The 12,078-nt window shown below is 72.6% G+C and carries 10 protein-coding genes; 8 read left to right on the top strand and 2 right to left on the bottom strand.

Annotated features, from left to right (window positions below; translation table 11 throughout):
• Positions 1-286: 286 nt before the first annotated feature.
• A complete protein-coding gene (gene paaN / locus ACIBJG_RS29865) occupies positions 287-1,987 on the bottom strand; it encodes a phenylacetic acid degradation protein PaaN (protein ID WP_399312135.1) in 1,701 nt (566 codons plus the stop codon).
• Between the two features lie 151 nt (positions 1,988-2,138).
• Here paaN and ACIBJG_RS29870 point away from each other — a divergent pair, with 151 nt between their 5' ends.
• A complete protein-coding gene (locus tag ACIBJG_RS29870; protein WP_399312137.1) occupies positions 2,139-2,732 on the top strand; it encodes a TetR/AcrR family transcriptional regulator in 594 nt (197 codons plus the stop codon).
• Between the two features lie 120 nt (positions 2,733-2,852).
• Here the strand turns inward: ACIBJG_RS29870 and ACIBJG_RS29875 are convergent, their stop codons facing one another.
• Positions 2,853-3,359: an Lrp/AsnC family transcriptional regulator gene (locus ACIBJG_RS29875; protein ID WP_399312364.1), complete on the bottom strand. Its 507-nt coding sequence runs from the start codon at positions 3,357-3,359 to the stop codon at positions 2,853-2,855.
• 263 nt (positions 3,360-3,622) lie between these two features.
• Between ACIBJG_RS29875 and pdhA the strand changes: the two genes are divergently transcribed.
• From pdhA to ACIBJG_RS29910, 7 genes are all read left to right on the top strand, one after another.
• On the top strand, positions 3,623-4,786 hold the full coding sequence (gene pdhA / locus ACIBJG_RS29880) for a pyruvate dehydrogenase (acetyl-transferring) E1 component subunit alpha (RefSeq protein ID WP_399312139.1): 1,164 nt from the start codon (positions 3,623-3,625) through the stop codon (positions 4,784-4,786).
• Positions 4,783-5,814 carry an alpha-ketoacid dehydrogenase subunit beta gene (locus tag ACIBJG_RS29885; RefSeq protein WP_399312141.1) on the top strand — a complete coding sequence of 344 codons (1,032 nt, stop codon included), beginning with the start codon at positions 4,783-4,785 and terminating at the stop codon, positions 5,812-5,814. The genes pdhA and ACIBJG_RS29885 overlap by 4 nt, the downstream gene beginning before the upstream one ends.
• Positions 5,814-7,178, top strand: coding sequence for a dihydrolipoamide acetyltransferase family protein (locus tag ACIBJG_RS29890; protein WP_399312143.1), 1,365 nt, complete (start codon positions 5,814-5,816; stop codon positions 7,176-7,178). The genes ACIBJG_RS29885 and ACIBJG_RS29890 overlap by 1 nt, the downstream gene beginning before the upstream one ends.
• 74 nt (positions 7,179-7,252) lie before the next feature.
• Complete coding sequence (locus tag ACIBJG_RS29895) at positions 7,253-8,101, top strand: NTP transferase domain-containing protein (RefSeq protein ID WP_399312145.1); 849 nt, start codon at positions 7,253-7,255, stop codon at positions 8,099-8,101.
• Positions 8,098-9,861: a molybdopterin-binding protein gene (locus ACIBJG_RS29900; protein ID WP_399312147.1), complete on the top strand. Its 1,764-nt coding sequence runs from the start codon at positions 8,098-8,100 to the stop codon at positions 9,859-9,861. The genes ACIBJG_RS29895 and ACIBJG_RS29900 overlap by 4 nt, the downstream gene beginning before the upstream one ends.
• A 20-nt stretch (positions 9,862-9,881) precedes the next feature.
• Complete coding sequence (locus ACIBJG_RS29905) at positions 9,882-10,955, top strand: potassium channel family protein (RefSeq protein ID WP_399312366.1); 1,074 nt, start codon at positions 9,882-9,884, stop codon at positions 10,953-10,955.
• Positions 10,956-11,073: 118 nt separating this feature from the next.
• Positions 11,074-12,063 (top strand): NAD(P)H-quinone oxidoreductase, encoded by a 990-nt coding sequence (locus tag ACIBJG_RS29910; RefSeq protein WP_399312149.1) that lies wholly within the window; start codon positions 11,074-11,076, stop codon positions 12,061-12,063.
• Positions 12,064-12,078: the final 15 nt, after the last annotated feature.

Below are 12,078 nucleotides of genomic sequence, written 5' to 3' on the forward strand. Positions count from 1 at the left end.
CCCCGCCGGAGAGATCCTGTGCCCGGGGCCGGAGGGCTGGCCCCCGCCGGAGAGAGCCTGTGCCCGGGGTCGGAGGGCTGGCCCCCGCCGGAGAGAGCCTGTGCCCGGGGTCGGAGGGCTGGCCCCCGCCGGAGAGAGCCTGTGCCCGGGGTCGGAGGGCTGGCCCCCGCCGGAGAGAGCCTGTGCCCGGGGTCGGAGGGCTGGCCCCCGCCGGAGAGAGCCTGTGCCCGGGGTCGGAGGGCTGGCCCCCGCCGGAGAGGCCTGGGTCTGCCGGAGTGGTTCCGTTTCAGCGCTGGCGGCGGACTTCCACGGTGCGGAAGCGGTTGGAGACGAAAGCGCCGTCGCACAGTGCCGCGTTCGCCGCCGGGTTGCCCCCCGAGCCGTGGAAGTCGGAGAACGCCGCCGTCTGGTTGACGTACACCCCGCCGGTCAGATTCAGGGACAGCTGGGCCGACTCGTCCAGACAGACGTCCTCCATCGCGCGTTCCACCTCCGGTGAGGTGGTGTAGGCGCCGACCGTCATCGCCCCCTTGTCGCGGATGGTGCGGCGCAGCAGTTCCACAGCCTCCGCCGTCGAATCGACCGCGACCGCGAACGAGACCGGGCCGAAGCACTCCGACAGATAGGGCGAATCGTCGTCCGGCTTGCTGCCGTCGAGCTTGACGATCAGCGGCGTACGCACGACCGCTTCGGGGAAGTCGGGATGGGTCACCTCGCGCGAGGGCAGAGCGGCCTCGCCCAGCTGGGCGGCCGACTCCAGGCGTGCCTTCACGTCCGGGTTGACCAGGGCGCCGAGCAGGCCGTTGGCCCTGGCGTCGTCACCCAGGAGGCCGGTGACGGCAGCGGCGATGTCGGTGACCACGTCGTCGTACGACTTGTCGCCGACGTCCGTCGTGATGCCGTCCCGGGGGATCAGGAGATTCTGCGGGGTGGTGCACATCTGGCCGCTGTACAGGGAGAGCGAGAACGCCAGGTTGGCCAGCATGCCGCGGTAGTCGTCCGTGGAGTCGAGGACGATCGTGTTGACCCCGGCCTTCTCCGTGTACACCTGCGCCTGGCGGGCGTTGGCCTCCAGCCAGTCACCGAACGCGGTGGAGCCGGTGTAGTCGATGATCCTGATCTCCGGGCGGACCGCCAGGGTCTTGGCGATGCCCTCGCCCGGACGCTCGGCGGCCAGGGCGACCAGGTTGGGGTCGAAGCCCGCTTCGGTGAGCACCTCGCGCGCCAGCTGAACGGTGAGGGCCAGCGGGAGCACCGCCCGGGGGTGCGGCTTGACCAGGACCGGGTTGCCGGTGGCGAGGGAGGCGAAGAGGCCCGGGTAGCCGTTCCACGTGGGGAAGGTGTTGCAGCCGATCAGCAGCGAGATGCCGCGTCCGGCCGCGGTGAACGTCTTGTGCAGGTCGATCGGGTCGCGCTTGCCCTGCGGCTTGGACCAGTCGGCGCTTCGGGGCGCGCGCGTCTGCTCCTCGTACGCGTACGCCACAGCCTCCAGGCCGCGGTCCTGGGCGTGCGGGCCGCCGGCCTGGAACGCCATCATGAAGGCCTGCCCGCTGGTGTGCATCACCGCGTGGCCGAATTCATGGGTGCGGGCGCTGATCCGCGCCAGGATCTCCAGGCAGACCAGGGCCCGGGTCTCCGGGCCGGCCTCGCGCCAGGCGGGGATGCCCGCGCGCATCGCCGGAAGCAGTACGTCGAGGTCGGCGTGGGGATACTCGACGGCCAGCTCCGGACCGTACGGAGAGATCTCGCCGCCCGTCCAGCCGTCCGTTCCCGGCTGGTCCAGGTCGAGGCGGGTGTGCAGCACGGCGTCGAAGGCGGCCTTGCCCTCGGCGGCGCCCAGGCTGCCGGGCGCGCCGCCCTCGCCGTACGCCTTCGGGTGCTCGGGATGCGGCGACCAGTAGGCACGCGTGCGGATCGCGTCGAGGGCCCGGTCGAGCGTGGGACGGTGCTTCTCGGACAGCAGGTGCGGGGAGAGCTCGGCGGCCATGACGGACCAACTCCTCATCGAGCTGGGCAGGGACGGGCGGACAGAGTTAGAGTAACCGAACGATCGGTCGGGACAAGAGGGCCCGCGAAACCTGTGGACAAGACCGCCCCCATTTGAAGGTCGGTCCGACTGGTAGGGGAGGATCGCGGGCATGACCACGGCCAAGCGGGACACGTACACCCCGGAGACTCTGCTCGCCGTCGCTGTCCGTGTCTTCAACGAGCGCGGCTACGACGGCACGTCGATGGAGCACCTGTCGAAGGCGGCGGGCATCTCGAAATCGTCCATCTACCACCATGTCGCCGGTAAGGAAGAGCTGCTGCGACGTGCGGTGAGCCGGGCGCTGGACGGACTCTTCGGCATCCTCGACGAGCCGGGCGCGACCCGGGGCCGTGCGATCGAGCGCGTCGAATACGTCACGCGTCGCACCGTCGAGGTGCTGATAGCCGAACTGCCCTACGTCACGCTGCTGCTGCGCGTGCGGGGCAACACGAAGACCGAGCGCTGGGCCCTGGAGCGGCGGCGCGAGTTCGACCAGCGCGTGGCCGACCTGCTCAAGGCGGCGGTCGCGGACGGCGACCTCCGCTCCGACGTCGACATACGGCTTGCGACGCGGCTGCTGTTCGGGATGGTCAACTCGCTCGTGGAGTGGTTCCGGCCGCTGGCGGACGGCGGCGCGGAGGGGGAGCGGCTCGCCGACACCGTCGTACAGCTGGCTTTCGAAGGCATGAAGTCCAGCCGCTGACCCCGTTGCCCGATGAAGTTCAGCCGCTGACCCCGTTGCCCGATGAAGTTCAGCCGCTGACCCCGTTGCCCGATGAAGTTCAGCCGCTGACCTCGTCGACCCCGGCCGGGGCGGCCCTGCTCAGGTGAGTTCTGCGGGCCGGTCGGAGCCCGGGGCCAGGTCCGTCTCCTCGAACACCAGCAGGGTGCGCGTGGACAGGACCTCCTCAATGGCCTGGATCCTGGTGAGGACCAGCTCGCGCAGTGACCGGTTGTCCGGGGTGTGCACCAGCAGCAGGACATCGAAATCGCCGCTGACCAGCGCGATGTGCGTGGCCCCGGGCAACGCCTGGAGCTGCTCCCGCACGGTGCGCCAGGAGTTCTGCACGATCTTGAGCGTGATGTACGCGGAGGCGCCCTGCCCCGCCCGCTCATGGTCCACCCGTGCGCTGAAGCCGCGGATCACGCCGTCCTCGATGAGCCGGTTGATCCGGGCGTACGCGTTGGCCCGCGATACGTGGACGCGGTCGGCCACCGACCGTATCGAGGCGCGGCCGTCCGTCTGGAGCAGTCGGAGGATGGCGCGGTCGATGGAGTCGAGCGGGCGTGCCGGGGGGATCCGGCCGGGCTCCTCGCCCCCGTCGGCCATTTGTTCAGCTGCCATGTTCCCGTGCCTCCCCGTCCTGGACGACCTGTTCCCATCCCAGGCTGTGGAGAACCGTTTGTCCACAGGCTGACGGTGCCTGTAGCCAAAATGCGCTCGCGACCGAACAATCGGTAGGTGAGACGCACCACATGCGCGCCTCGCACGGCTTTGGTTATTTCGACATATATCAACACCCCTCGGCACCGGGCACCCCCCCCGTGCCGCAGATGTCGCTCGATACCCCTCGACGCCAGGAGGTGCCTGTCATGACGGTCCAAGAGCTGCCCGGCGCGGCCGCCTACCGGCCCACGCCGCCCCCGGCCTGGAAGCCGCTCACCGATCCCGCGCCCCTGCTCCCGGACCCCGCGCCGTACCGCGTGCTCGGTACGGACGCCGTGGCCGACGCAGATCCCGAGCTGCTGCTGCGGCTCTACGCCGAGCTCGTGCGCGGCCGGCGGTACAACGCACAGGCGACCGCCCTCACCAAGCAGGGCCGGCTCGCCGTCTATCCGTCGAGCACCGGGCAGGAGGCCTGCGAGATCGCGGCCGCCCTGGTGCTGGAGGAGCGGGACTGGCTGTTCCCCAGCTACCGCGACACCCTCGCTGCCGTGGCGCGGGGGCTGGACCCGGTCGAGGCCCTGACCCTGCTGCGCGGCGACCGGCACACCGGGTACGACCCGCGCGAGCACCGCATCGCCCCCCTGTGCACCCCGCTCGCCACCCAGTTGCCGCATGCCGTGGGTCTGGCCCACGCGGCGCGGCTCAAGGGGGACGACGTGGTGGCGCTCGCCATGGTCGGTGACGGCGGCACCAGCGAGGGCGATTTCCACGAGGCGCTGAACTTCGCGGCCGTCTGGCGGGCCCCGGTCGTCTTCCTCGTGCAGAACAACGGCTTCGCCATCTCCGTACCCCTGGCCAAGCAGACCGCGGCACCGTCCCTGGCCCACAAGGCCGTGGGGTACGGGATGCCCGGCCGGCTGGTTGACGGGAACGACGCGGCCGCCGTGCACCAGGTGCTTTCCGAGGCCGTGGCGCGGGCGAGGAGCGGTGGCGGCCCCACGCTCGTGGAGGCCGTCACCTACCGCATGGACGCGCACACGAACGCGGACGACGCCACGCGCTACCGCGGTGACAGCGAGGTCGAGGCCTGGCGGGCCCACGATCCGGTCCAGCTCCTGGAGCGCGAGCTGACCGGGCGCGGGCTGCTCGGCGACGACGGCATCGAGGAGGCACGCGTGGCCGCGGAGCAGATGGCGGCGCAGCTGAGGGAGCGGATGAACGCGGACCCGGTGCTCGACCCGATGGACCTCTTCGCCCACGTCTACGCGGAGCAGACGACACAACTGCGCGAGCAGGCGGCCCGTCTGCGGGTCGAGCTGGACGCCGAGCAGGACGAGCACAGCACGGACGACAGGGGTGCAGGGCAATGACCACGGCAGCGGCCACGGCCCGGGAGCGGACGGCGAAGGCCAAGCCCGCGACCATGGCGCAGGCACTCGGGCGCGCGCTGCGTGACTCGATGGCCGAGGATCCCTCGGTGCACGTCCTCGGGGAGGACGTCGGGACGCTCGGTGGGGTCTTCAGGATCACCGACGGCCTGGCGAAGGAGTTCGGCGACGAGCGGTGCACGGACACCCCGCTGGCCGAGGCCGGCATCCTCGGGGCAGCCGTCGGCATGGCGATGTACGGGCTGCGGCCCGTGGTCGAGATGCAGTTCGACGCCTTCGCGTATCCGGCGTTCGAGCAGCTCATCAGCCACGTCGCCAAGATGCGGAACCGGACCGGGGGCGCGATGCCGCTCCCGATCACGGTCCGGGTTCCGTACGGCGGCGGCATCGGCGGCGTCGAGCACCACAGCGACTCCTCGGAGGCGTACTACATGGCGACCCCGGGTCTCCACGTTGTCACGCCCGCCACGGTCGAGGACGCCTACGGGCTGCTGAGGGCCTCGATCGCGTCGGACGACCCCGTGGTCTTCCTGGAGCCCAAGCGGCTCTACTGGTCGAAGGCGGACTGGTCGCCGCAGGCGCCGGCCGCCGTCGAACCGATCGGGCGGGCGGTCGTGCGCCGCCCCGGACGCAGCGCGACGCTGATCACGTACGGGCCGTCGCTGCCGGTCTGCATGGAGGCGGCGCAGGCCGCCGTCGAGGAGGGCTGGGACCTCGAAGTCGTCGACCTGCGCTCGCTGGTGCCGTTCGACGACGAGACCGTCGCCGCCTCCGTCCGGCGCACCGGCCGCGCGGTCGTCGTCCATGAGTCCACCGGCTTCGGCGGCCCGGGCGGCGAGATCGCCGCCCGGATCACCGAGCGCTGTTTCCATCACCTGGAGGCGCCGGTGCTGCGCGTCGCCGGTTTCGACATTCCGTATCCGCCGCCGATGCAGGAGCGCCACCACCTGCCGGGCGTGGACCGGGTGCTCGACGCCGTCGCACGACTGCAGTGGGAGGCGGAGAACTGATGCCTCAGGTACTCGAATTCAAGCTTCCGGATCTCGGCGAGGGGCTGACCGAGGCGGAGATCGTGCGCTGGCTGGTGGAGGTCGGCGATGTCGTCGCCATCGATCAGCCGGTCGTCGAGGTCGAGACGGCCAAGGCGATGGTGGAGGTGCCGTGCCCGTACGGGGGCGTGGTGACCGCACGGTTCGGCGACGAAGGGACGGAACTGCCCGTCGGAGCACCGCTGCTGACGGTCGCCGTCGGGACCGCGGAACCATCGGAGACGGTGACCGGTGCCGGTGCCGGTGCCGGCGCGGGGCCGGGTTCCGGTGAGGCGGCCGTCGACGCGGAACCGTCCGGGTCAGGAAATGTGCTGGTGGGGTACGGGACCGGGGCGCCGCCGGTGCGACGCCGGCGGGTCCGGCCGCAGGTCCTTTCGGTGCCCGCCGCAGCCGTTGTCGCCGTCGCCCCCGGGCCGGTGGCCGTCGTCTCCCCGCTGGTGCGCAAGCTTGCGCGGCAGCACGACCTGGATCTGCGGCAGCTCGCGGGATCCGGTCCCGACGGGCTGATCCTGCGCGCCGACGTCGAGTCTGCCATCCGGTCGGCGACGCCGGCTCCCGCCGCCGCTCCGGCCGGGACGCCGGGGGCGCGGCCCGCGGTGACGGCAGGGCTCACGACACGTCCTGCCGGCGAACGGATCCCCTTGCGCGGTGTACGGGGCGCTGTCGCCGACAAGCTGGCACGCAGCCGGCGCGAGATCCCCGACGCCACGTGCTGGGTGGATGCCGACGCCACCGAGCTGATGGCGGCCAGAGCGGCGATGAACGGTGTCAGCGGTTCCGGTGCCGGTCCCAAGGTGTCGGTGCTCGCCCTGCTCGCCCGTATCTGTACGGCGGCCCTGGCCCGGTATCCCGAACTCAACTCCACGGTGGACATGGAGGCGCGCGAGATCGTGCGGCTGCCGGAGGTCCACCTCGGGTTCGCGGCACAGACCGAGCGCGGCCTGGTCGTCCCGGTTGTCCGGGACGCGCAGACGCGCAACGTGGAGTCGATCGGGGCGGAGATCGCCCGGCTGACCGAGGCGGCGCGGACGGGGACGCTGAAGCCCGCTGAACTGACCGGAGGCACGTTCACGCTCAACAACTACGGGGTGTTCGGGGTCGACGGATCGACGCCGATCATCAACCACCCGGAGGCGGCCATGCTCGGCGTCGGCCGGATCATCCCCAAGCCGTGGGTGCACGAGGGCGAACTGGCCGTGAGGCGGGTCGTCCAGCTCTCACTGACCTTCGACCACCGGGTCTGCGACGGCGGTACGGCGGGAGGCTTCCTGCGCTACGTGGCCGACTGCGTGGAACAGCCGGCGGTGCTGCTGCGGACGTTGTAGGTCCGGCGTCGTCCGGGGGTTCTTCCGGTGGACCGGAAGGATCCACCGGACGGTGGGGCACGCATACTCGGGGCATGACCGCGTATGACGCCATCGTTCTCGCCGGAGGGGCCGCCAAGCGGCTCGGCGGTGCCGACAAACCGGGGGTCCGGGTCGGCGGCCGCGCGCTGCTCGACCGGGTTCTCGGCGCCTGCGCCGGTGCAGCGGCCACCGTGGTGGTGGGGGGACGGCGGCCCACCGCCCGCGCGGTGACCTGGACGCGCGAAGAGCCCCAGGGCGGTGGCCCGTTGGCCGCGCTCGGCGCCGGGGTGCGGCACACGGCGGCGGAGCGCGTACTCGTGCTCTCCGCCGATCTGCCGTTCCTGGGAGCGGACACGGTCGGCGCGTTGCTGGAGGCGGCCGGCCAGGGGGACGCCGAGGGCGCTGTCTGCACCGACCGGGACGGCCGGGACCAGCCGCTGGTCGCCGTCTACCGCGCGGAGGCGCTGCGCCGCGAACTGGCGCTCATCGCCACCGAGCACGGCAGCCTGGCGGGTCTGCCCCTGCGGTTGCTCACCCACGAACTGAAGCTTTCCAGGGTGGCGGCGGACCCTCTGGCCTCCTTTGACTGCGACACCTGGGAGGACATCGCTTCGGCCCGGGCCCGGATCAGGGAGCATGGGACCGTGCTGGATGAATGGATCACCGCAGTCAAGAACGAACTGGGCATCGAACTCGACGTCGACACCGGCGTCCTCCTCGACCTCGCCCGTGACGCCGCCCACGGCGTCGCCCGCCCTGCCGCGCCCCTGACGACCTTCCTGGTCGGCTACGCGGCGGCGAAGGCGAGCGGCGACGGCGGCGGCCCGGAGGCAGTGGCCGAGGCCGCCCGGAAGGCCGCCGCGCTCGCCCTCCGATGGGCGGACGAGGCCGAGACGCCATGACGGGCCACAGCGGCGGCGGCGACCGGCCCCCGGCCACGGACCGGCTCCCGCCCGCCGCGGACCGGCTCCCGCCCGCTACGGACCGGCTCCCGCCCGCCGCGGACCGGCCCCCGGCCACGGACCGGCTCCCGCCCGCTACGGACCGGCTCCCGCCCGCCGCGGACCGGCCCCCGGCCACGGACCGGCTCCCGCCCGCCGCGGACCGGCTCCCGCCCGCCGCGGACCGGCTCCCGCCCGCCGCGGACCGGCTCCCGCCCGCCGCGGACCGGAGCAGCGCTGCCGACGCCGAGGCCGACGAGGAGCGGGCCGTGGCGCAGGCCCTCGCTCTGGTCGGCCGGCAAGCGCCTTCGGGGGCCGGCCCGGGCGGAGGGCCCGAGCCCCACGCATCGGACCGGTCCCGGGCCGATGCGGCCGCCTCCTCGCACCACGTGGCCGAGCGCTCCCCCGCGCCCGGCCAAGACCGGCCCGCCCCCCACGGCCGGCCGCACTCCCGAATGACCTCCTGGGGCGAGGCCCGTGCCGTTGCCGCCAGGGCCGGGCGCGCAGTCCCGCCACGCACCGTGCGGGTTCCGCTCGACCGGGCGCTCGGGCAGGTGCTCGCCGAGCCGCTCGCCGCGCTCACCGATCTCCCGTCCTTCGACACCTCCGCCATGGACGGCTGGGCCGTCGCGGGACCGGGACCGTGGACCATCCGGGACGACGAGGGGATCCTCGCCGGACACGCCACACCCGCCCCGCTCCCCGACGGCGACGCCATCCGCATCGCCACAGGAGCCCGGATCCCGGCGGACGTCACCGCTGTCATCCGCAGCGAACACGCCCACGCCGACGAGTCCAGGGGACTGCTGCACGCGCAGCGACAGGTGCATCCCGGGCAGGACATCAGGCCGCGCGGCCAGGAGTGCCGTTCGGGCGACCAGCTCCTGCCCGCCGGAACGCTGGTGACGCCCGCGGTCCTCGGACTGGCCGCGGCCGCCGGTTACGACGAGCTGCCGACCAGGCCCCGGCCGCGCGTCGACGTCCTCGTCCTCGGCGACGAACTCCTCACGGCCGGGCTGCCGCACGACGGGCTGATCCGGGACGCACTCGGCCCGATGATCGGCCCCTGGCTGCGCGCTCTGGGCGCCGAGGTCTCCGCACCACGCCGCCTGGGCGACGACGCGGAGGCCCTTCGGCAGGCGCTCACCGGCTCCGAGGCCGACCTGATCGTCACCACCGGTGGCACCGCCGCAGGGCCCGTCGATCATGTGCACCCTGTCCTGGCCGGGATCGGTGCCGAGCTGCTCGTCGACGGGGTCGCGGTGCGCCCCGGCCATCCCATGCTGCTGGCCCGGCTGGACGGCGGGGGCCCGTACCTCGTGGGGCTGCCCGGCAACCCCCTGGCCGCGGTGTCCGGCCTGCTCACGCTGGCCGAGCCGCTACTCAGAGGGCTGGCCGGCCGGACCTCCGAGGACCCCTACCGGGTGGCCATACGCGACGACGTGCACGGCCACCCGCACGACACCCGGCTGGTCCCCGTGGTCCATTGCGCGGCCGGCCCCCCTGATTCCGCGACGCACCGCGACAGCGCGGGAACCGGTGGGGGCGCGGAGCACGTCGTACCCCTGCATTACAACGGTCCGGCCATGCTGCGCGGCGTCGCCGCCGCGGACGGGCTGGCTGTTGTGGAGCCGGGCGGGGTACGGTCCGGCACCGAGGTGGAGATCCTCGATCTACCGTGGGCCGCGGCGACGCCGTGGACTGAAGGGTGTTTCACGTGAAACTTCCCGGCCATGACGCGATGGCCAGGCGTGCCGACGAACAGGTCGTCCCCACCCGGGTGATGCTCCCGCGCCGGGTCGTCGCCGGCCCGGCCCGTCAGGTCGGCAAGCGGCTGATGATGGCTCTGATGGTGCTCGGCGTCACGGTGCTGATCGTCTGGATCGACCGTGGTGGCTACCACGACGCGGCCGACGGCAAGGTCGACCTGCTGGACGCGGTGTACTACGCGACGGTCACCCTCTCCACCACCGGATACGGCGACATCACCCCGTACAGCGACAGCGCCCGGCTCGTGAACGTGCTGCTCGTGACACCGCTGCGCGTGCTCTTCCTCATCATCCTGGTCGGCACCACCCTTGAGGTCCTCACGGAACGGACCCGCGAGGACTTCCGGCTGAAGCGTTGGAGAACCAACTTGCGTGACCACACCGTCGTCGTCGGCTTCGGTACGAAGGGCCGTTCGGCTATCCAGACCCTCTGCGCCACCGGGCTGCGGAAGGACCAGATCGTCATCGTCGACCCGGCGTCCAAGGTGATAGAGATCGCCAACGCCGAGGGCTTCACGGGCGTGCTCGGGGACGCGACACGCAGCGATGTGCTGCTGCGGGCCGAGCTGCAGAAGGCGCGTCAGATCATCATCGCCACCCAGCGCGACGACACGGCGGTCCTGGTCGCACTGACCGCACGGCAGCTCAATCGCGGCGCGAAGATCGTGGCCGCGGTGCGCGAGGAGGAGAACGCTCCGCTGCTCCGGCAGTCCGGCGCCGACGCCGTGATCACCAGCGCCAGCGCGGCGGGCCGGCTGCTCGGTCTTTCCGTCCTCAGCCCCAGCGCGGGCACGGTGATGGAGGACCTGATCCAGCAGGGCAGCGGGCTCGACCTGGTCGAACGGCCGGTGATAAAGGCCGAGGTGGGCAAGAGCGTCCGCGAGACCGACGACCTCGTGGTCAACGTCCTGCGCGGCCACCGGCTCCTGGGGTACGACGATCCGGCGGCGAGCCCACTGCAGCTGACGGACCGCCTGATCACCATCGTGCGCGTCTCCAACGACCCGCCGCTGAATCACCCGCCGCACCCTGCCCCGCGCACCTGACCGAAGCGAACCACCGCCCGGGCCCCCCGGCCGGGGAGGGCCAGGGCCACCGACCGCCCCGCGCCGCACCGCCGCGCATCGCGTGGCCGCCCGGCTTCCACGGAGTAGCCTCGCGGCCATGCATGCGATCACGATCCCCGAACCCGGTGGCCCCGAGGCGCTCGTGTGGGCCGAGGTGCCCGATCCCGTTCCCGGCGAGGGCGAGGTCCTCGTCGATGTCGTGTCCAGCGCGGTCAACCGGGCCGACGTGCTCCAGCGGCAGGGCTTCTACAACCCGCCGCCCGGCGCGTCCCCCTACCCGGGCCTGGAGTGCGCGGGGCGCGTCTCGGCCCTCGGCCCCGGTGTCGTCGGCTGGTCGGTCGGCGACGAGGTGTGCGCGCTCCTGGCGGGCGGCGGCTATGCGGAGAAGGTCGCCGTCCCCGTGGGGCAGTTGCTTCCCGTACCGGACGGGCTGGACCTGACGCTCGCCGCGGCGCTGCCCGAAGTGACGTCCACGGTCTGGTCCAACGTGTTCATGGTGGCTCATCTGCGCCCCGCCGAGACGCTGTTGGTGCACGGCGGCTCCAGCGGCATCGGCACCATGGCGATCCAGCTCGCCAAGGCGGTCGGTGCCCGGGTCGCCGTGACCGCCGGTGGCCCCGAGAAGCTGGCACGCTGCGCCGAACTCGGCGCAGACATCCTGATCGACTACCGGAAGCAGGACTTCGTCGAGGAGCTCCGCAAGGCGACGGACGGGGCGGGCGCGGACGTCATCCTCGACATCGTCGGTGCGAAGTACCTGGACCGGAACGTGCAGGCGCTCGCAGTCAACGGCCGGCTCGCGATCATCGGTCTCCAGGGCGGCGCCAAGGGCGAGCTGAACCTGGGCGCCCTGCTGAACAAGCGGGCCGCCGTCACGGCGACGTCGCTGCGCGGCCGCCCGCTCGCGGAGAAGGCCGCGATCGTCGCCGCCGTACGCGAGCACGTCTGGCCGCTCATCGCCGACGGTGTCGTCCGGCCGATCGTGGACCGCACGCTGCCGATGCGGGACGCGTCGGAGGGCCACCGGGTGATGGAGTCCAGCACCCACGTCGGCAAGGTGCTCCTCCAGGCGCAGGCAAAGGCCTGATCCCGCCCCGCGGGG

The organism is Streptomyces sp. NPDC050422 (assembly GCF_044458665.1).
Lineage (GTDB): Bacteria > Actinomycetota > Actinomycetes > Streptomycetales > Streptomycetaceae > Streptomyces.